The sequence below is a fragment of the Nocardia transvalensis NBRC 15921 genome (assembly GCF_000308875.1).
Lineage (GTDB): Bacteria > Actinomycetota > Actinomycetes > Mycobacteriales > Mycobacteriaceae > Nocardia > Nocardia transvalensis.
Genome location: NZ_BAGL01000128.1, coordinates 44425 through 65099, shown reverse-complemented (window position 1 = coordinate 65099; position 20675 = coordinate 44425). Strand labels below are relative to the sequence as shown.

The window sequence follows — 20675 nt, the reverse complement described above, 5'->3', positions numbered from 1 at the left end:
TCGGACATCCGTGGGAACGCCGGTCGGAAGGAACGAAACTCCAGTGGGCTCACGACAATTTCACCCGGCACAGCCAGCGTCATAGCGGTGCGTCGAGATCACCGGATACACCCGGGGCTTACCGGAATTCACGACTGGATACTGTTCGAAGGCGGGCTATCCGATTGCCTCGTCCGCCCGACGTTGCAGCCATTCCGACAGCGGCATGGCCGCCCGGTCCGGCGGCACCGATCCTTCGGCCGCGATGTCGACGGTCAGTGGTTCGGGGACCTGGTAGACGGTGCCGTCCGCCAGCCGCCGGTACGGGTGGCCGGTAATGGCGGGTTCGGTGAGGCCGACCTCGACCACATCGAGCACCAGACCGGTGTCGCCGGCAGACGCGAGTTCCGGCGGATTCAACGCCAGTTCCACATCCCGAACGTAGCCTTGTCCGGCCTGTTCGTCGTCGAGGCCCTGTCATGTCGTCGTGCAGTACGCGAGGCGCGGTGTGGTGCTGGTCTCCTGGGAGCATCGGACCAGCACCTTGAACGCCTGCTCGGCGGTGACGCCGTACATCCGTATCAACACGCCTGTGGTCTGCTCGATCATCGCGCGGTGGCGACCACCTCGGGCAGCGCTTCCTCGACGACGGCTTCTTCGGCGGTATCGAGGGTGCGGTGGTAGTGGCCGGTTGTGGTGATCGCGATGCGTTCGTGAACGCCTCTACGAGACAGCAAACACCTGATTGAGCCCGTGTCGCAGCGGTACGGTAAGCGGGTGTCCGAGCTGATAGCTCCGGTAGTGGTCGTTGCCTTTCTCGGTGTGGTGTTGCTGCTGCGCCGCCGGAACCGGCGAGACGTGAACGCCGAGGAGCAGGACCCCCGATGACGGCGGCGGTTACCCGAATGTGAAGTAGCGCAGCCACAGATACGGTGCGGCCACGGCGATGGTGATCGCGGTGACGACCGCGCCCTTGCGGGTGAATTCCCAGAACGATATCGGGGTGCCGGCGCGTTTGGCGATGCCGAGCATGACGACGTTGGCGCTGGCGCCGACGGCGGTGAGGTTGCCGCCGAAGTCGGCGCCGACGGCCAGCGCCCACCACAGGGCGTTCGCGTGCTGGTCCATTCCGCCGACCAGTTCGGCCACCAGCGGGCTCATCGTGGCGACGTAAGGGATGTTGTCGATCACTCCGGACAGTACCGCCGACACGATCAGGATGAGCATCGTCGCGACCAGCGCGTTACCGCCGGTCGCGTCCACCGCCAAGCGGGAAAGGCGTTCGATGACACCGGTTTTCACCAGTGCTCCGATCATCACGAACAGTCCGGCGAAGAACAGCAGCGTGTCCCACTCCACCGCCGACAGGTAGTCCCGTTGCGGCACACCGGAGATCAGGACCAGTACGCCGGCGCCCAGCAGCGCGACGATCGACGGGTCGATGTGGAACAGCGAATGCCCGACGAATCCGGCGAATACCGCGACCAGGACGAGCCCGCACTTGACCAGCAGCCCGCGGTCGCGGATCGCCTCGCGTTCGTCCAGTGCCATCACATCGGCGGCGCGGGCGGGGTCGACGCTGAAGCTGCCGCGGAACAGCCACGGCAGCACCAGCGTGAACACGATCAGTTCGATGATCACCAGCGGGGTGAGGTGGACGAGGAAGTCGTTGAACGCCAGCCCGGCCCGGCTGCCGATGATGATGTTGGGCGGGTCACCGATGAGGGTGGCGGCGCCGCCGATGTTGGATGCGAGGACCTCGGCGATCAGGAACGGTGTCGGAGATATGTCGAGGCGCTCGCAGACCAGCAGCGTGACCGGCGCGATGAGCAGCACGGTGGTGACGTTGTCGAGGAATGCGGAGGCGACGGCGGTGATGAGGGTGAGCAGGATCATGACGCGCAGCGGAGATCCCTTGGCGCGCTTGGCCGCCCAGATCGCGGTGTATTCGAAGACGCCGGTCTGGCGTAGCACGCCGACGATGATCATCATCCCGAACAGCAGGAAGACGACGTTCCAGTCGATGCCGGTGTCGTGGGAGAAGAAGATGTCCGACGAGCCGACCACGCCGACGCCCAGCACGAGCGCCGCGCCACCGAGGGCGGCTTTGGTCTTGTGGATGCGTTCGGTCGCGATCAGTACATAGGCCGCGGCGAACACCAGCACCGCGACCAGCGCGGAGACGGTCACGACGCCCGTCCCGCTCCGGGCGCGGTCCGGCAGTGACCGGGCGTATTCAGCTGTTGTGCAGTGAGGCTTCCAGCAGCCGTGAGGCGGTGATCACCCCGGCGAACTCGCCGCCCTTCATCACCGCCACCAGCGGGCTGCGGAACTGGGCCATCAGGGCCGCGACCTCGATCACCGTGTCGTCGACCTTGGCCGCGGGAACTTTCACCAAACGCTCGGGGATGACGTCGCGGACCTTCTTGCCCCGCAGCTTCGCTACCACCCGGTCGCACATCGACTCGTTCAGCACCCCGGCCAGCGACGGGTCGTCCTGCACATAGGTCGGGACGAGGAACCGCACGACCTGCGACGCCGGCAGCACCGCCTCCGGACGGCCCTTTCCGTCGGTCACGACGATGCCCGGCAACCGATGCTCGGCCAGCAACCTGGCCGCGGCCAGCGCGTCGGTGTCCATCCCGACCACCGGGTAGTCCTCGGCCATCTGTGAAGCATGCATACCCGCAGGATACGGCCGGAGCGGGCGTGATCACCGGTAGAGAATCCGTCAAGATCGATCCGGTTGCGGTCACCATGGCGCCTCTCGTCGGTCGGACCGTCGTCGCCCGAGGTCACGGGCACGACTCGCCGACCAGACTTCCCGGCACACCTGGGTGTAAAGATGCCGCAAATGCCCTCGGGAAGGCAAGTCGAGGTATCCCGATGCGGCTATTTCACGGCGACGGCGCGGACCGCGGTGAGCTGGGTGGGTGTGCCCAGGACGATCAGGATGGTGCCGGTGGTGATCCGGGTGTCGTCGCCGGGGTTGGCGACGAACCGGCCCTCGGGAGTACGCAGGGCGAGTACCAGCGCTCCGGTGCTGGGCCTCAGCGCGGTGTCGGTCAGGGACCGGCCGATCAGCGGGGACGGCGCGTCGATGGTGATCTCCTCGATCCGGTATTCGAGGGTGTCGTCGTGCATGACGACGTCGAGGAACTCGGCGACGTTGGGCTGCAGCGCGAATGCCGCCATGCGGCGGCCGCCGATCAGTTGCGGGTTGATCGCCCGGTCGGCTCCGGCGCGGTGCAGGATCGCTTTCGCGTTGTCGCTGCCCGCTCGCGCGACGATCACCAGGTCCGGGCGTTGCGATCGTGCCGACAGCGTCACGTAGACGTTGTCGGCGTCGCTGTCGAGCGCGGCGATCATGGCGTGGGCGTGTTCGAGGCCGGCCGCGCCGAGGACGCTGTCGTCGGTGACGTCGCCGACGATGTGGGGGAACTCGATGCCGTCGAGCCGTTCCGGATCGCGATCGATGACCACGATCGACCGGCCGAGGCTGCTGAGGTACTGCGCGGTGGAGCGTCCGACCCGACCCCAACCACACACGATGACATGCCCGCGCAGGCGGTCTATCTGCCGATTCATTCGTCCCCGCTCCAGACGGTGTCGTAGATGTCCATCGATGAGGGCCTCCAGCAGCACCCCGAACATGTAGAAGACGGTGCCCGCGCCCACCAGAATCAGTGCCATGGTGAAGATTTGGCCCACCGGTGTGAGTGGATGGACCTCGCGGAAACCGACCGTCGATATCGTCGTCACCGTCTGGTAGAGCGCGTCGAGCCACCCGAATCCCAGCATCAGGTACCCAGCCGTGCCCGCCGATGTCACCACGACGAACGCCGCCATCACCCGGGCCAGGCGCCGCAGCGGACTCACGCGACGATTCTGGCACCACCGAGCTACTCGTGCCCGGTGTCCGCGCGCCCGGCACACGGCCACGGCGGATGTGGCGGACCGGGAGCCGGTTATCGGTGAGTGCCGGGCGCTCTGGTGATTCCTCGGCGGATCTCTCCGGGGGTGTGTTCGATCTTGGTGAGGTCGCGGCGGTGCGAGGATCGCAACTGCCAGGGCACGCTGGTGACCATGATCCCGGGCACGAACAACAGCCGGGCCTTGAGCCGCAGCGAACTCTGGTTGTGCAGCAGGTTCTCCCACCAGTGGCCGACGACGTATTCGGGGATGTAGACGCTGACGACGTCGCGGGGGTGGTCCCTGCGCAGCCGCTTGATGTAGTCGATGACCGGGCGGGTGATCTCCCGGTACGGGGATTCGACGACACGCAACGGAATCTGGACGCCCGCGTCCTCCCATTGCCGGGCCAGCTCACGGGTGTCGGTGTCGTCGACGTTGACGGTGATGGCGGTGAGCGTGTCGGGGTGGGTGGCGCGGGCGAACTGGACGGCCCGCTGGGTCGGTTTGTGCCAGCCCGACACCAGCACGATCGCGTGCACGCGGCTGGGCAGGACGGCGTCGAGGTCGTCGACGGCCAGCTCGGCCCGCACGGCCAGGTAGTGGCGGTGGATCAGGTACATGATCACCACGAGCAGCGGGATCGCGACCACGACCAGGTAGGCGCCGTGGGTGAACTTGGTGATCATCACGACGACCAGGACGACACCGGTGAAACAGGCCCCGAACGCGTTGATGGCACGGGCACGATGGTGACGTCGGCGCTCCTGTGGTGAATCCGCTTGGGCGAGTGCGCGGTTCCAGTGCCGCACCATCCCGGCCTGGCAGAGGGTGAACGAGGTGAACACGCCGACGATGTAGAGCTGGATCAGCCGTGTCGCGGATCCATCGAAGGCGTAGATCAGGAGGCCGGCGACGACGGCGAGCAGGATGATGCCGTTGGAGAACGCCAGCCGGTCGCCGCGGGTGTGCAGCTGGCGCGGCATGTACCGGTGTTGCGCCAGAATCGAATTCAGCAGCGGGAATCCGTTGTAGGCGGTGTTCGCGGCGAGGATCAGGATCAGCGCGGTGGTCACCATCAGGTAGTAGAAGGCGATACTGTGGCCGCCGAACACCGCGGCCGCGATCTGAGCGATCACGGTGCGTTGCGGGTCGCTGTTGCAGTCGCCGGGGAATCCGGTGATGTCGCAGGTGTTCTCGGTGACCCGGGTATCGGAGATCATCGCCAGCGCGGTGACACCCGCGAACATCGTGATCGCGATGACACCCATCGCCGCCATCGTCGATGCGGCGTTGCGGGCCTTCGGTTTACGGAACGCGGGCACGCCGTTGGAGATCGCCTCGGTCCCGGTCAGCGCGGTGCAGCCGGAGGAGAACGCCCGCAGCATCAGGAAGATCACTCCGACGGTGCCGAGCCCGGCCTGTTCGGCGTGGATCTCGTAGTGCGCGCTCTCGGCCACCGGCGCGTGCCCGAACACGGTCTGCAGCAGTCCGACAGCGATCATGACCAGTACGCCCGCCACGAACGCGTAGGTCGGCACAGCGAACGTACGGCCCGACTCCCGCACTCCCCTCAGATTCATCGCGGTCAGGAACGCGATGAAGCCGAGGTTGATCGCCACCCGGTACGGATTGAGGTCGGGGACGGCGGAGATGATGTTGTCGACACCGGCGGCGACGGAGACCGCCACCGTCATCACGTAGTCGACCAATAGCGCCGCCGCGACCACCAGCCCCGGCAGCGGGCCCAGATTCTTCGCCACAACCTCATACGAGCCGCCGCCGGACGGATACGCCTGCACCACTTGCCGATACGACAGCACGACCACCGCCAGCAGCACCACGATCGCCGCCGCGATCCACGGTGTCAGATGCAGATACGCCAGCCCGCCGAGGGTGAGGATCAGCAGGATCTCCTGCGTGGCGTACGCCACCGACGACAGCGGGTCGCTGGCGAAGATCGGCAACGCCAGCCGCTTCGGCAGCAGCGTTTCCCCCAGCCGGTCACTACGGAACGGACGGCCGAGAACGAGACGCTTGACGACGTCCAATGGAGAAACCACGACGTATCAGCGTAAACGTGACAAATCAACAATGCTGTCGCCGACCGTATGGATTTCGTAAGAATCGGTGCCCGCGGCGCCAGGATGCCGTGAGGACACGCGTGTCTCCCACGGTGTCCTACTACGGTCGGGCACCGATGAGCGGAGCCGACAGGAAGCAGCCGTGACGCGGTCACACGATGTGGACACCCTGCGCGAGCTGGTCAGCCACCGGTACGTCGTCGAGATACTCGACGCCTTGTCGGGCGGGCCACGATGCGCGAGTGAGTTGTCCGCCGTCGTGCACACCCGCCGCGGGCTCGGGCACGCCCTGCGGGTGCTGGCGTCGCAGGCGTTGATCTCCACCGAACGGGACGGCAGCTGGGACGTGCCGGTGACCGGCATCGACAGTGTGCGGCTGACTCGCCGAGGGCAGCGGATCGTCGAGGCGCTGTCGAGCATCGAGATGTGGACGGCGCTGTTCGAGCAATCTGCGGCCGCCAACGACATCTGACCCGACCCTGGCAGTCGCTGTGGTGTCGGACGTTGCCGGGGCATTGTCGGTGTTTGCTCCGGCCGCGGTTTCTACGGCATCTTTACAGGTGGTGTGCCGGGAAGTCTGGTCGGCAGCGCGGGCCCGAATTCGCGGGATCCCGGGCTCGGATCGGGAACGGCGGTGGCGTGATGGTACTGGGGTCGTGTGCCGGAGCAGGTGCTTCCGGTGGTTAGGTCGGTGCTGGTCAGCGGGGCGGGGATCGCGGGGGCGACGCTCGGGTTCTGGTTGGGCCGTGCCGGATTCGACGTTACGGTGCTCGAGCGGGCGACCGCCCAGCGTTCCAGCGGCAGCCCGGTGGATGTGCGAGGCGCGGCCGTCGAGGTAGCCGAGACGATGGGGATCATGCCGCGGCTGCGCGAGGCCGCCACCGGCGCGCGGCGGCTGGTGTTCGTCGGCGCCGACGGCGCGCCTCGGGCCGCGGTGCGGCTGTCGGCGTTCCAGGGTTCGGCGGGTGATCGGGAGTTGGAGGTCGGGCGCGCCGACCTGGCGGCGGCGCTCCTGGACGCCGCCGGCGAGCACGCGGCAGTCCGCTTCGGCGAGTCGGTCACCGCGCTCACCACCGACGCCGGTGGTGTGGACGTGACGTTTTCGGGGGGTGGTTCGGGCCGGTTCGATCTGGTGGTCGGCGCCGACGGCCTGCATTCGACGGTGCGGCGGCTGGCGTTCGGTCCGGACGACCGATTCGTCCGGCATCTGGGCATGTACGTGGCGACACTGCCACTCGCCGACTACGGCACCGACTCACACGACGTGGTGCTCTACAGCACGCCGGGCCGGACGGTGGGTACCCATCCCGCGGGCGGGGTGGTGTTCATGTTCCGCCACGCGCCGGTCGCGGGATTCGACGCGCGGGACCTGCCGTTGCACAAACGGCTGGTAGCCGCCCAATTCGCCACGCATTCGGGTGTTTTCGCCGATGCTGTCGATCGTGTCCGCCGGGCCGGGGACCTGTACTGCGACGCAGTCAGCCGCGTCCGGCTGCCGCGATGGTCACAGGGTCCGGTGACGCTGGTCGGTGACGCGGCGTCGTGTGTGTCGTTGTTCGGTGACGGATCATCCAACGCGATGATCGGTGCCCGCACCCTCGCCGAGGAACTCACCTCCGCACCCGGCGACCTGCCGACAGCGTTGCGCCGGTACGAGCGCCGTCATCGCCGCGTGGTCGGGCGCAAGCAGCGGGGCGTGCGGGCGGCGCAGGCGTTCCTGGTGCCGGCCACCTCCGGAGGAGTCGCGCTGCGAAACGGCATGGTGCGGCTGCTTCCCCGCTGATGCTCCCGCCCGCTCGGCCAGCGACGGTCGGGCTTCGTGCCGAGGTAGGCCACGATGGCAATCGGACCGGTGCGTTGCGGTGGTTACTGCCCGTGTGCGGTGGCGGGAAGAGCCGGTGGCGTCCAGGACCAGACGGAGTTGCTGTCCGGTGCGGTCGCGCGTTGCCACAGCGCGGAGGGGGTCGCGCGCAGGGCGGCGGTCAGCAGATGGTGGCCGAGTCGTCCGCCGTTGACGGTCTGCTGGCCGGTGCGGCGCGCGCCGCGGGCGATCGACTGGGTGCGGCGGCGGCGCTCGTGGTCGTATCGTGCGAGCGCGGCGGCGATGTCATCGGTGCCGACGAGCGCGGCGGCGAGGACGACACTGTCCTCGAGGCTTGTCCCGGCGCCTTGGCCCCGGTCGGGGCTCATGGCGTGGGCCGCGTCGCCCAGCAGCACGACGTTGCCGTGCACAAAGGTCCGCAGCGGCGGCAGATCGTGAATGTCGACCCGACGGAGGTCTTCCGGGCGGGTGGCGTCGACCAGGGCGGGGACGGGGTCGTGCCAGCCGGCGACCCGGGCCCGGGCGCGTGCGAGTTCGTCCTCGGTACGCTCGCCGGGTTGTTCGGCAGGGGCGCCGAGTGCCCAGTAGAACTGTCCCGACCGCAGCGGGTGGATGAGGAAGTACTGGCGAGGGCCCATGGTCATACTTCCGGTGCGGGCCTCGCCGGGCGGCAGCCGGTCGCCGTCGGTGAGTCCGAGCCACGCGGTGTAGTGCAGGAACCGTGGCCCCTGTGCCTCGGGCCACACCAGGCGGCGGGCGGTGCTGCGGATACCATCGGCGGCGATCACCAGATCGGCCGCGGTCTCGCCTGAGGTGTGCGTCACCGTCACCGTCGCCGTGCCGCCGTCGTGCCGCACACCCGTGACTTCCTCGCCGGTGCGGATCCACCCGTCGGGTACCGCGTCCCACAGCAGCCGGTGCAGAGCCGCGCGCCGGAAAGCCCGCAGCGGCAACGCTTGCCCGGCGACGGCACGGGTGAGGTAGCGGCCGGAGGGCACCCGCAGATTCGCGGTCGCCTCGGTCGGCGTACTGACCGCGCGGGCAGCCGTGCCGACGCCGAGCGCGTCCAGCGCGCGGAACGCGTTGGGAGACAGCGACAGCCCCGCTCCCACTTCACCGACTTCGGCAACCTTCTCCAGCACGGTAGCGTGCCAGCCGATGCGCGACAGTGCCAGCGCGGCGGCCAGACCGCCGATCCCGCCCCCGATGACGATTGCGGTACGGGTCATGATTGCTCCTCGCTGTCGGGATGCGGCGGCCGCGGCGCTTGTGCGAAAACCTCGGCCATCCAGGTGAATACGTCGTGCGCCGCGCGTAACCGGCTCGCGCGGCCGGCGTCGGGGCCGACCAGCGCCATACCGTCGGTGGTGATGTCACGGAACGACGCCAGCGCGTCGATCTGCCGCTGCACCACCCGCGCCCAGGCGCTGTCGTCGACGCGATAGAACACCGTGCGCACGCCGGGCTTGCGGATGCGGGACACGAAGCCGGCGTCGATGAGCAGCCGCAGACTCGTGGTCAGCGAGGCGCGGGAGGCGCCGATCGCGTCGGCGATCTCACCGGCGGACTGTTCGGGCGGGTCGCACACCATCAGCCAGCCCAGCACCCGCCCCGCCACCGGAGGAATCTCCGGCGTCAGGTACGCCACCACCCGCTCCACCCACTCCAACAGCGGCCCGGCACCAGGTTCGGTCACACGCCACCTCCTTCTTGCTAGTTATTTCAGCATGTCCTGAAATAACTAGCAAGACGGGGTTCTCAGCACGACGAGATCGCCCCGGGGGCGCACCTGCGGCAGCACGGCGATGACCACGAAAGACTTTGCCGGTCGCCGGGATTCAGTCCGAGCTGTAGTCAGGCGCGGCCGGGGTCGTAACGCTCGCGCCAGCGCTCGATGAGCGCGGGCATCTCGGCCGCCATGTATCCGTAGAAGTCCTGCATCTCGCGCAGCCGACCGACGGAAGGGGCCCCGTCGGTGGCGGCATCGAGCCCTTCCTGCGCAGCATCCTGCATCGTCTTCAACAAGGCGTTCTGATAGGTGTACAACCGCGCCCACGCACCATGCGGGAAGCGGTAATGCTCGCGGCGACTGCCCGGCGCCGGTACCCGCTCGATCATCCCCGACTGCGTCAACTGCTTCACCGCCGCCGACACCGCGCCGGTGCTGATCGACAACCGCTCGCACAGGTCCGCCGCCGTCATCGCCTCCTGCTCGGTGTACAGCAGCGCGGTCATCACCCGTGCCGTCGTCTTCTGCATCCCACCCTGCGCCAGGGTCAAAGCCAGCCGCTCGGCCGCATCTCGCAGTCGCTGCTCGGAATCCATGCCCCTATAGTACAGACAGCTCGAACAAGTCAGAGTATTCACAAATCTCTGAAACTTGATTACCGTGTGAGACATGAGTAATGCCATCGAGATCCGGGATCTCACCAAGACCTACGGAACACGCCGCGGCCTGTCCGGACTGACTCTCGACGTCCGCGAAGGAGAGGTGTTCGGCTACCTGGGTCCCAATGGCGCGGGCAAGTCGACCACCATCCGGCTACTTCTCGACCTGATCCGGCCCACCTCCGGCGCTGCTACTGTGCTCGGGCTCGATCCTCGCCGCGACGGTGTCGAGATGCGGCGCCGGATCGGTTATCTGGCAGGCGATTTCGTCGTCGACGGCCGCCAGCGGGTGCGGGATTGCCTGCGGTTCCTGGGCGATCTGCGCGGTGGCGTCCCCCAGCATCGCATCGACGACCTCGCCACCCGCCTCGGACTGGACCAGAACGCCACGATCAAGAGCCTGTCGAAGGGCAACCGCCAGAAGGTCGGGCTGGTACAGGCGTTCATGCACACTCCCGAGCTGCTGATTCTGGACGAACCCACCTCGGGGCTGGATCCGCTGGTGCAGCAGACCTTCCTGGAGCTGGTGACCGAGGCTGCCGCGAACGGGCAGACGGTGTTCATGTCCAGTCACATCATGGACGAGGTCGAAGCCGTCGCCGACCGCATCGCCATCCTGCGCGACGGCACGCTGGTCGCCCTCGACACCGTCGCCGACCTGCGGGCCGGGGCCACCCGCCGGATCGAGATCCGTTTCGCCGCACCGGTCCCGGCCGGCGAGTTCCGCGATCTGCCGGGCGTCGTGGACGCGGTGCTCGACGACACCGGCACCACGCTGCGCGCGGGACTGACCGGCGCACCCGACGCGATAGTCAAGGCCGCCGCCCGCCACACCGTCACCGCATTACAGACCACCGAACCCCACCTCGACGAGATCTTCCACAGCCACTACGCGGGCGCCGACGCCGCACCGCAACCGGCCGCCTGACCCACCCGCAAGAACACGGACCGGATACTCGCACATCCGAAGGAACAGCAATGACCTCCCTCTCCACCGCCGTCGCTCCCCTGGTCGAACCCGCCATGGCCACCGCGCGCACCGTCGTGCTCACCAAGACACTGCGGGTCAATCGCCGCAGCCTGCTGGGCTGGACCGCCGGCATCACCCTGGCCGCCGTGCTGTACGCGAGCTTCTACCCGCAGATGGCGAAGAACGGCGCATCCCAGACCGAGAACCTGCCCGAGGGCCTGCGCGACGCGCTGAACATGAACGACATCGCCTCCGCGCCCGGCTATCTCGGCTCCACGGTGTTCGGGCTGATCGTGCCACTGCTGGCGATGTTCTTCGGCGCCGCCGTCGGCGCCCGCGTCACCGCCGCCGACGAGGAAACCGGCACCCTCGACCTGCTGCTGGCCCACCCCCTCACCCGCACCTCGCTGATCCTGCAGCGCTTCGCGGCACTGGTGCTGGCGGCCACCGGCATCGGCGTCGTGCTGTGGCTGGCCATGCTCGCCATCCGTAGCGGCGCCGACCTGTCCGCGGTGAGCCCCGGACAGTTCGCCGCGCAGTGCGTGCACCTGGTGCTGCTGACGGTCACCTTCGGCGCCCTGGCGACCGGTATCGGCGCGGCGTTCGGACGCCGCGGCATGGTCTTCGCCGGCACCGCGGTCGTCGGCGTCGCCGCCTACGCCGCACACGCGTTCGCTACCCTGATCGGCCTGGACTGGGCCGCCTACCTCTCACCGTTCCACTACTACATCGACAGCGAACCCCTGCGAAACGGCATCGGCTGGACCGGCCTGCTCGTCCTCGCCGCCACCTCGATCGTCCTGGTCGCCGCCGGCGCCTACCGATTCACCCACCGCGATCTCGCCTGACCCCGAGCCATCCGGCCCGCCGCACCGAACCCTGGCCGCGACGGGCCGGATTCGACTGACCGGATGCGCCGACCCAGCCGACAATCATTGAGGGACAGAAGCTTTCACCCGGACTCGACCTCGTCCGGAGAAGAATGCTTCACCTACACGCGACGGCCCGCCCTCCGCGTGGGCGGAGACCGGGCGAGCCGTCAAGAATCCGCAAATACAGCTCCTACGGCGAACCGCAGTCCTCGACGAGCACTTAGGTTCGTTGCTGGGGCCGAACCGGCCCCAGCATGGTCGTAGCGAGAAGTATCCACGGACAGGACGGCACCTATTCCCATGGTCACCGCCCCGGTCAGCGGCTTCGCCCGAACAGTGGGCATGTGGACACTGACGGCCGTGGGAGCGGCGCGGTCCCGGATAGCTCGTCATTCGCGCACGGTCGCGCGCGATGATGGACGAGTGAAGCGCGGCCAACTGCGGATCTACCTAGGCGCGGCCCCCGGCGTGGGCAAGACGTTCGCGATGCTCGGCGAGGCGCATCGGCGTCTGGAGCGCGGCCGCGACCTGGTCGCGGCGGTGGTGGAGACGCACGGACGCACGAAGACCGCCGAACTGCTCGAGGGCATCGAACGGATCCCCCAGAAGAACATCGAGTACCGCGGCGCCACCCTGCCCGAACTGGATGTCGAGGCGGTGCTGCGCCGCCGTCCCGCGGTGGTCCTGATCGACGAACTCGCGCACACCAACGTGCCCGGATCCCGGAACGAGAAGCGCTGGCAGGACGTGCACGAACTGCTCGACGCCGGGATCGATGTGGTGTCCACGGTCAACGTGCAGCACCTGGAGAGCCTCAACGACGTCGTACAGCAGATCACCGGCGTCGTGCAGCGCGAGACCGTCCCGGACTGGGTGGTGCGCGGGGCCGAGCAGATCGAACTCGTGGACATCACGCCCGAGGCCCTGCGGCGGCGCCTGTCGCACGGCAACGTCTACGCCGCGGAGAAGGTGGACGCCGCGCTGCGCAACTACTTCCGGCCCGGAAACCTCACGGCCCTGCGGGAATTGGCGCTGCTGTGGCTGGCCGACCAGGTCGACGCGGCGCTGGCCAAGTACCGCGACGACCACAAGATCACCGACACCTGGGAGGCCCGCGAACGCGTGGTCGTGGCGGTGACCGGCGGCCCGGAGTCCGAGACCATCGTGCGGCGCGCCAGCCGCATCGCCACCAAGTCCAGCGCGGATCTGATCGCGGTGCACGTGGTCCGCGGCGACGGCCTGGCCGGGGTCTCCACGCAGCGGCTGGCCCGGCTGCGGGACCTGGCCGGCGGCCTGGGCGCGAGCCTGCACACGGTCACCGGCGAGGACGTGCCCGAGGCGCTGCTGGGCTTCGCCCGTCAGGTCAACGCCACCCAGCTGGTGCTGGGCACCTCGCGGCGCTCGCGGTGGGCCCGCATTCTCGACGAGGGCATCGGCTCCGCGGTCGTGCAGGCGTCGGGAAAGATCGACGTGCACATGGTCACCCACGCGGAGTCCAAGCGCGGATTCCGGTGGTCGTCGGTGACGCCCCGGCAGCGCAGAACCTTGTCCTGGACGGCGTCGCTCCTCGTGCCGGCCCTGATCACCCCGGCATGTCACTACTGGCTGGACGACCACCTGGACCTGTCCGGGAAGAGCGCACTGTATTTCGTCGGCGTCGTCGCGGTATCGCTGCTCGGCGGAATCGCCCCCGCCACCCTGTCCGCGCTGCTGGGCGGCATGCTGTTGAACTGGTTCTTCGTCGCACCGCGCTACAGCGTCACCATCGCCGAACCCGACAACGTCCTCACCATCGTGGTCATGGCGATGGTCGCGGTCGCCGTCGCCGCCCTCGTCGACATATCGACCAAACGTGCTCGTGAAGCGCGCCGCGCCGCACGACAAGCCGAACTGCTGACCCTGTTCGCCGGCGCCGTCCTGCACGGCGCCGACCTGCACGATCTGCTGGAACGCGCGCGTGAGACCTTCGGGCAGCACGCGGTCAGCTTCGCCACCGACGACGAGGTGATCGCCTGTGTCGGCGAGGATCCACCCCGCCGCGTCGCCGACGCCGACGTCGCGATCGAGGCCGGCGACGATATGCACTGGCTGCTGCTCACCGGCCGCCGGCTGACCCCGGGCGACCGGCTGGTGCTCGGCGCGGTCGCCAACCAGGCCGCCGGAATGCAGCACCGTCACCAACTCGCCGGCGAAGCACAGGCCGCCGCGGCCATGCGCGAGGCCGACCAGCTGCGCCGCGCCTTGTTGTCCGCGGTCAGCCACGACCTCCGCACCCCACTGGCCGCCGCCAAGGCCGCAGCCTCCAGCCTGCGCAGCGACGACGTCGAATTCTCCCCCGAGGACACCGCCGAACTGCTGGAAACCGTCGAGGAATCCGTCGACCAGCTCACCACACTGGTCGACAACCTGCTCGATTCCTCCCGACTGGCCGCTGGCGTGATACGGCCGCAGTCCGAACGCATCTACCTGGAAGAAGCCGTCAGCCAGGCCATCGTCGGACTCACCATGGGCACCCGGGCACTGCTCCCCGCCGCCGTCGACCGGATCAAGATCGAGGTCGGCGACGTCTCCGCCCACGCCGACAACGGACTACTGGAACGCGTGCTGGCCAACCTCATCGACAACGCACTGCGCTACTCCCCCACGACACACCCATCCGCGTCACCGCCGAACACCTCGGCAACCGAGTGTCGATCACCGTGCAGGACCACGGCCCCGGCGTGCCGCCCGGCACGGAAGACCAGATATTCGAACCGTTCCAACGCCTCGGCGACCGCGACAACTCCACCGGCGTCGGACTGGGACTGTCGGTCGTCCGCGGATTCGTCGAAGCCATGACCGGCACCGTCCACGCCGAACCCACCCCCGGCGGCGGACTCACCATGATCGTCGAACTCCCCGCCGGCTGACAGTCCTCGAACCCGAAACGACTACCAGCACTGCGGTCGCGTTGCCCAACGCGGGCACCAATCATCTTCGCTTTGATCCTCGATCGCCGGAAGACGTTCGCATTCAACGTATTTCGTCGGGAGGCGCTTGGTCAGGTCGATGGTTCCCTGAATGAACCTGGCCCCGGCTACCGATTCCCGCGATCGCCGCCGGATACGCGAGCTGGAAACCGAGCTCGCGATCATCCGCGACGCCGCGAAGTTCCTCGGGGAGGACGTTTCTGGCCCAAAAGGCGGTTCTACCTGGTGATCAACAGCCTCGTCGCCGCCGGCGCACCGGTAGACCGATGCTGTCGAGTGCTGGGGTGGCCCGGCAGAACTACTACAAGGCCAAACGGCGCCCGACTACGTCGACGCAGTTGCGGCGCCAATGGTTGACCGGTGACGGTCCTCAACCACGCCGACCCAGAGGACAAGCTGGAGGTCTACCGCGAACTCGGGCTCACGCTGACCTATGACCACAAAAAACGGACGGTCCGGGCAGATACCTGGCCCGAACCGTCCGTGTGCGTAGTGGTCGTGTCCGGAGGGGAATGGACCACTACGCCCACGCCCTGACCTCCAGTACGACAATACAGATCTAACGCGACCAGCGCCCAACACCGCCGAGGTCAGCGCGTTGCTGCGGCGACGCCAGCCGATCCCTCACAACTACCCCACTCCCCGAGATCGCCAGAACAGCCTCGTCCGGCTGGACCGTCACCACGCTGGAGGCTCGTCCACCAAAACACTCCAACCACCACCAGGCCAGCGGACGAACAGCCGCACTCATACCCGTACAGGCAACCGCGAATCGTCCAACGCCGACTACCCGCCGCACCATCAACGTCCAAGCCTGCCGAGACGGCATAATCACTCCGGGAGGCATCCACTCACGATTAAGAGACTCCCGCTCCTTCCAATTCGTCCAGCACTACACCGACCAAGTCGCGGATCTCGTTCATCGTCGGCAGAATCGGCGGAGTGTCGTCAGTGTCCGGTATGTCTATTGCTACGGGATAGCCGCCGCCAATATCGACATACTCCCACGGGTGCTTCTCCAAGGGCGCGACTGCACGGAACTTGAGCCGCAAGATCTCGGACCCGGGACGAAGGTCCGCACCAAGCTCGGTGATGTCGTCCACGTACTCAAGCGGATACTGGTAATGGACATCGGTTTCGAGTTTCGCGCTGGCGGTGATCAACATGACCCGGTGCTTGTCTTGGTTAACCAGCTTGTTCAGCCGAAACAACGGATGGACAGTGCTCTTCCTTGGTTGGTGGTTATTCAAAACATCCAGAACAGTCGGCCCAAACTGGTCGCGACTCCGGATCCTGCCGGACCCACTAAGGATCGGAAACTGGATACGTCTCAGCTCGTCCGAGACCAGGGGCCGGCCTTCGTTACTGCAATGCTCCTGCACATGAGTGAACACGGCATGATCGAGTGCGGCGCGCAGGTTCCCAACCACGTCGGCAGCCTGCAGCGCGATGAGATCGGGAGTCGGGGCGGAGTTCTTGACGATGCCGCGGCATTCGTAGTCCGGATGATTGCAGCTCCAAACAACGGCCACCTGGAAGTGGCCTCCGCTGGCGAACTCATCCACGGTTTTGGTGAGCGCCTCCAGATGCCTCGATGCATGCTCCAGCTTAAGACGTGCGCTGGCCATCCCCGTGATCATTTGCGCAAGCCTACGACCGCCGGGAGCGAGTCGCCATCGAGTTGCCGTGAGGTGGGCCGGGACCGGCCCCGATCATGCGACCTCGCGGCCGATGGGCTGCGCGCTGCGCTCGACAGGCTGCCGTCCTAACGTGCTGGTTCAGCGCCAACCTGGTCTGATGGCTTTTACCGGATCCGCAGCAGCCGCCGCAGTCTGTGACCGCGGTTGGGGCCGCTGGACCGTCCGGCACGCTCGGTGTCATCCGGGTCGGGAATCGTCGCTGGCGGCGTGCAGAAGGGCGGGAGATCGTCGATCGGGACCGCCGGTGCGGCGACCACACGGTCGGCTCCGGTATCGAGGTCACCGACGGTTCGTTCGGCGATGTGAGCGGTCAGTTCATCGACGTCGCCACCGGCGTCGACATGGTCCAGGACCAGATGGTTGAGGGCGAGGTCGGTGTCGTCGTAATCGATATGGACCGAGATGTGCCGTGGGAAGCCGCCACCGAGTACCACTTGCCGGTCGACTTCCTTGGCGTCGCGGGCTCCGTCGATGATGAGCACCCAGACCACGGCGGCGGCCCGGTCTTCCATGAGCAGGACCCGGCCGGCCAACGTGCCGTTGGGAGTGCAACCTAGCCGGACGGACATGGGACCGATGGTGAAAATTGAGAGCCATCGCTTGGAGTGGGCCACCAGCCGACCCACCAACTCGGTATCGACCGCTGTCGTCTTCGATCTCCTGGGTCTGGCCACCGCGTCAGTATCGGCTACTTCGACGGCCTTCACATCACAGTCCATGTGCCACTGCTTGATTCGGAGTTACACCGTTCTTCCCAGTGTCAGCATCTTCGGGTCGGCCGGGTCGCTCTGCCGTTGAGTACGGAAGACCTACCTTCCATCAACCACATTAGTCATTGGATTAAAGGCATTTCGATCCCTGAAACCGCCGTCGCCCTTGGTGGCAAATGTGGTCTCAACGCTCGCTCGACTGCGGCTCCCAATTTGACGTTCTTCGTGTCCTTCCGTAGCGAGCCGATAATTAAGTTTGTGTAAGATTCAGGTGTCATTCCGACTGATTGAGCCGCCAATGGCAGCAAAGGCTTCCCTGGAAGCAGGGCCAACATGTCCAGCAGCGATGCCGATTTCAAGGCGGCAGTCAGGCGGCTCGCTTCCTCAAGGAGTATTTCCTTCGGCGAAAAGGACCAATTTTCCATGTTAAAAATAGACGGTAGCTCTTCAGCCAAATCTTCGGTCGTTTTATTTCTTTTGCTAGTTTGAGAGACGAGCCCCTGCAGATGCGGCTCCACTCTTGCCTTCCACCGCTGGATGGCAAGCTGGTGCATTTGCTTACTGTCGGTGCGCTCCACAATCTTGGCTCGGTAACCGTCGGCGTCGAACGCTATATCCATATGGTTCGCAACTGCGGAAACAACATCCGGAAGGCAGAAAATACTCTCCACCTCGTGGACTGGAAGCACATGGTTCTCAGGGCTGAAGGATTCAAGATACTGCTTGCTGTAGTGGTCTCGATCAATTATCCCGACGGCTTCCAGAGCCAATGCAAGCTTGGCCTGTTTCAGAGCATCGACGCAACGCAGCACGTGCTGCGAGGTGGATACCGGCCGAACCACCGTATCCACACCGTTAAACCATGCATCGTAAAGCCTGGCGTCGTAGCTCGCGGAATCGCCTTCGCAGAATACGATCCGGGACGCATAGAAGGACAGGGATGCCGACCCCAGTAACGCTGTGCTTACTTCGTCAGGCAACCCCTCACCTAGATCAACAACCTTCAGCCCCTGAGTGGGACTGGCAAGAATAAACCGAGCATCGCGCCGCGACGTTGCAAACGTAACATCGTGAGTAATATACACAAATCGGATATCGGGTCGAGCATCTTCGAGCTCGTCCCACAACCGGATAGCAAGCATTGGGTGGAAATGAGTTTCTGGCTCATCGACTACCAATGCCACACCGGACTGTGCAGTGAAAATACGCCCCGCCAGGAACAGGGCCGCCTTCTCGCCGTCACTCATCTGATTTCCACTGTACGCAGCATTGCCGCCCGACGTGGTGCTTATGACGTTCGGTTTCCATCCTTTCCAATCCAGGTACCGACCCGGGAATACACGTTTCCAGACCTCTTCGACACGCGACAGATCGGTATCTTCGGGAATGCCCACACTCGCGGGATCTTGTCGATACCGCCGAGTGAAAGACAAGGACGCCGAGGCATCGGTCGCAAGCAACTGTGCCAGCATGGCGTCGAACTCACTGGTCAGCTCCCAGTGAGACGCGCGCGCCTGATTCTTCTGCTGTTCATACTGGTTACGTGCCGCATCGTACCCTATGGCCGGTAGATCAATTGCTACACGAGTGTTCCGGAGCGCATTGATGAATTCCAATGGCCGACCGTCCGAAGTCTTGAGGTTCCGGGTTTGTCGAGTTTTCCCACTTCCGTTCGGCCCAATAACGACCACAGGAACGCTCCCCGGAACGGTTTCTCCACCGGGAAGTTCCAGTTCAATATCCACAAGCCGAGATAATACTGCAAGTACGGCACAGCCCAGAGTAGGGACACCTCAACCATGCGGAAAATAGACAAAATAGACAAACGGCCAACCGGGCGACTCACGTCGCTGATGTGCTGGACGACTACGCAGTCCTCAATCGTCGACCAAGTACCGGCCTCGGGCTTCGTCCATTTCGTCCGATATGCGTTGTCCGCGAGAGGAGACCGTGATGGTACACGCAGATGAGCGAGACTCGCAAAGCCACGAAAATTCTCGACATTCGAAGGACTGTCCGGTTCTATTGGGGAAACTTTCGCCCACGCAACGTCCGGCCGGACCGGCGCTGGCCGGCAGCAGGGGATGGCGTCGCAGCGAGGTTCCACTCAGAGGGGGTATCCGTATGGCCGACATGTCGTGCCCGAGCTGCACACGCATCGATTGGGTCCAGAGCGTTCCGGCACTGCGCGCTACCGGCGTGTCGACCGTCTCCGGGGTCGACCACTATTCCGGTGTTGGCCTGACCTCGACCGGTCTGGTGCCGGTGATGGGCACCGCGGTGGTCGAGCGGACCACGACGTCCATGCTGGCCCGTGTCACATCGCCGGGACCGCCGCGGGTTCGGATTCGTTGGCCGCTCATGCTCGGGCTCGTGCTACTGATGCCGGCCGTCATCTGCGTTGTGGCGATGGTGATCGGCGTGGTGCAGCATCCTCGTGCCTCCAGCCCGTCGGTTCTGGAAACGGTGGTGGCCATCGTGATCGGTGCCTGGTTCGTGGTGTCGCTGGCTGCGCCTGCGGTGGTCGCGTTCACGATCGTCGTGCGGCGTTCCCGTCGCAACGATCGGGTCCTGCGTGGCCGCGGTGCGGCTTATGCGGCGTGGAGCGGTGGCTGTTATTGCCATCGCTGCGGGGTCTGCTTCTGGCCGGTGTCGCCGGCACCGGGGGTAGTTGCGCGTTACGTGTTCTCTCCGGAGGAGTTCCGGTGGGTTGTGTGGAACATCGGAGGCTATGGAGACTGCTTCGGCCCCGGATGACCCGCCTCGGTGAGCAATCACCGAATCAGGTGTCTCGACCGGGTTCTGGGTTCAGAGTTTCGCGCACCGCATGCTGTGAGGTATCGGCTCTCGTGGCGGAATCCCCGGGGCTGGTCCGCCTTTGCGCGGGAATTCTGCGAGCGGGTCGGCGGGGGCGGTTGGTGTCTGCGCCGATGGGTGTGGTCTTCGGTGCTGCGGTAAGCAGTTTCCGGGCCTGTTTCGGAGTGATCTCCAGCAGTTGGGCGATCTGGCTCTCGTTGTGTCCCTCGTCGCGGATCGTGGCGGCGCTCCTCGCTTGTGTGTGCTGCTGTGCGGCGATGTCAGTGGCGGCGCGGGCGGTGGCGGTGTCGATCTGCTGGCGCAGTGCGGCGATCTCCGCGTCGCGGTGCTGTTCGACGACGATGATCGCGTGCCACGCGGTGATGTAGTCGCGCACGGCCTGGGTGACGATCTTCTCGCGTTCCCTCTGCGCCGCTCGTCTGTCGAGCGTGGCACGGCGCAATCGGTCGAGG

The 20675-nt window shown here is 66.2% G+C and carries 20 protein-coding genes and 1 pseudogene; 7 read left to right on the top strand and 14 right to left on the bottom strand.

Going from position 1 to position 20675, the window contains the following annotated elements; translation table 11 throughout:
- Nucleotides 1-156: 156 nt before the first annotated feature.
- From ON41_RS37345 to ON41_RS37325, 7 genes are all read right to left on the bottom strand, one after another.
- Nucleotides 157-411 (bottom strand): hypothetical protein, encoded by a 255-nt coding sequence (locus tag ON41_RS37345; RefSeq protein ID WP_040754112.1) that lies wholly within the window; start codon nt 409-411, stop codon nt 157-159.
- Between the two features lie 45 nt (nt 412-456).
- Complete coding sequence (locus tag ON41_RS40955) at nt 457-588, bottom strand: ANTAR domain-containing protein (protein WP_083905917.1); 132 nt, start codon at nt 586-588, stop codon at nt 457-459.
- Nucleotides 585-716 (bottom strand): hypothetical protein, encoded by a 132-nt coding sequence (locus tag ON41_RS43570; RefSeq protein WP_276325769.1) that lies wholly within the window; start codon nt 714-716, stop codon nt 585-587. The genes ON41_RS40955 and ON41_RS43570 overlap by 4 nt, the downstream gene beginning before the upstream one ends.
- A gap of 160 nt (nt 717-876) precedes the next feature.
- The gene (locus ON41_RS37340) at nt 877-2169 is read right to left on the bottom strand and encodes an ArsB/NhaD family transporter (protein WP_040754109.1); all 1293 of its coding nucleotides are present in this window, start codon (nt 2167-2169) and stop codon (nt 877-879) included.
- A 46-nt stretch (nt 2170-2215) separates the two neighbouring features.
- Nucleotides 2216-2662 (bottom strand): CBS domain-containing protein, encoded by a 447-nt coding sequence (locus ON41_RS37335; protein WP_040754107.1) that lies wholly within the window; start codon nt 2660-2662, stop codon nt 2216-2218.
- 209 nt (nt 2663-2871) lie between these two features.
- Complete coding sequence (locus ON41_RS37330) at nt 2872-3858, bottom strand: potassium channel family protein (protein WP_040754105.1); 987 nt, start codon at nt 3856-3858, stop codon at nt 2872-2874.
- Between the two features lie 89 nt (nt 3859-3947).
- On the bottom strand, nt 3948-5954 hold the full coding sequence (locus tag ON41_RS37325; protein WP_040754102.1) for an APC family permease: 2007 nt from the start codon (nt 5952-5954) through the stop codon (nt 3948-3950).
- A gap of 163 nt (nt 5955-6117) precedes the next feature.
- Between ON41_RS37325 and ON41_RS37320 the strand changes: the two genes are divergently transcribed.
- Both ON41_RS37320 and ON41_RS37315 read left to right on the top strand, forming a co-directional pair.
- Complete coding sequence (locus ON41_RS37320; RefSeq protein WP_051163405.1) at nt 6118-6447, top strand: helix-turn-helix domain-containing protein; 330 nt, start codon at nt 6118-6120, stop codon at nt 6445-6447.
- A gap of 207 nt (nt 6448-6654) precedes the next feature.
- Nucleotides 6655-7758 (top strand): FAD-dependent monooxygenase, encoded by a 1104-nt coding sequence (locus ON41_RS37315; protein WP_040754380.1) that lies wholly within the window; start codon nt 6655-6657, stop codon nt 7756-7758.
- An 83-nt stretch (nt 7759-7841) separates the two neighbouring features.
- On the opposite strand, the gene ON41_RS37310 is transcribed toward ON41_RS37315, so the two are convergent.
- From ON41_RS37310 to ON41_RS37300, 3 genes are all read right to left on the bottom strand, one after another.
- Nucleotides 7842-9026 (bottom strand): FAD-dependent monooxygenase, encoded by a 1185-nt coding sequence (locus ON41_RS37310; RefSeq protein WP_040754101.1) that lies wholly within the window; start codon nt 9024-9026, stop codon nt 7842-7844.
- On the bottom strand, nt 9023-9493 hold the full coding sequence (locus ON41_RS37305) for a GbsR/MarR family transcriptional regulator (RefSeq protein WP_040754100.1): 471 nt from the start codon (nt 9491-9493) through the stop codon (nt 9023-9025). Before ON41_RS37305 ends, ON41_RS37310 begins: the two co-directional genes overlap by 4 nt.
- A 158-nt stretch (nt 9494-9651) precedes the next feature.
- Entirely contained in the window at nt 9652-10122 is a 471-nt protein-coding gene (locus ON41_RS37300) for a GbsR/MarR family transcriptional regulator (protein ID WP_040754098.1), read from the bottom strand.
- Between the two features lie 73 nt (nt 10123-10195).
- Between ON41_RS37300 and ON41_RS37295 the strand changes: the two genes are divergently transcribed.
- The 4 genes and pseudogenes from ON41_RS37295 (at nt 10196) to ON41_RS42125 (ending at nt 15225) form a co-directional block, all read left to right on the top strand.
- Complete coding sequence (locus tag ON41_RS37295) at nt 10196-11113, top strand: ABC transporter ATP-binding protein (RefSeq protein WP_040754094.1); 918 nt, start codon at nt 10196-10198, stop codon at nt 11111-11113.
- Between the two features lie 50 nt (nt 11114-11163).
- Nucleotides 11164-12003: an ABC transporter permease subunit gene (locus tag ON41_RS37290; RefSeq protein ID WP_083905916.1), complete on the top strand. Its 840-nt coding sequence runs from the start codon at nt 11164-11166 to the stop codon at nt 12001-12003.
- A 447-nt stretch (nt 12004-12450) separates the two neighbouring features.
- A pseudogene (locus ON41_RS37285) lies at nt 12451-14936 on the top strand (ATP-binding protein).
- Between the two features lie 151 nt (nt 14937-15087).
- Entirely contained in the window at nt 15088-15225 is a 138-nt protein-coding gene (locus ON41_RS42125; protein WP_157185788.1) for a hypothetical protein, read from the top strand.
- Between the two features lie 628 nt (nt 15226-15853).
- On the opposite strand, the gene ON41_RS37280 is transcribed toward ON41_RS42125, so the two are convergent.
- From ON41_RS37280 to ON41_RS40950, 3 genes are all read right to left on the bottom strand, one after another.
- Nucleotides 15854-16636, bottom strand: a complete 783-nt coding sequence (locus tag ON41_RS37280) for a hypothetical protein (protein ID WP_040754092.1) — start codon at nt 16634-16636, stop codon at nt 15854-15856.
- Nucleotides 16637-16800: 164 nt separating this feature from the next.
- Nucleotides 16801-17265: a hypothetical protein gene (locus tag ON41_RS37275; RefSeq protein ID WP_157185787.1), complete on the bottom strand. Its 465-nt coding sequence runs from the start codon at nt 17263-17265 to the stop codon at nt 16801-16803.
- Nucleotides 17266-17528: 263 nt separating this feature from the next.
- Nucleotides 17529-19151: an AAA family ATPase gene (locus ON41_RS40950; protein ID WP_157185786.1), complete on the bottom strand. Its 1623-nt coding sequence runs from the start codon at nt 19149-19151 to the stop codon at nt 17529-17531.
- 379 nt (nt 19152-19530) lie between these two features.
- On the opposite strand from ON41_RS40950, the gene ON41_RS37270 reads away from it, so the two are divergent.
- Nucleotides 19531-20163, top strand: coding sequence for a hypothetical protein (locus ON41_RS37270; protein WP_040754085.1), 633 nt, complete (start codon nt 19531-19533; stop codon nt 20161-20163).
- A gap of 25 nt (nt 20164-20188) precedes the next feature.
- On the opposite strand, the gene ON41_RS42120 is transcribed toward ON41_RS37270, so the two are convergent.
- A complete protein-coding gene (locus ON41_RS42120) occupies nt 20189-20599 on the bottom strand; it encodes a hypothetical protein (RefSeq protein WP_157185785.1) in 411 nt (136 codons plus the stop codon).
- Nucleotides 20600-20675: the final 76 nt, after the last annotated feature.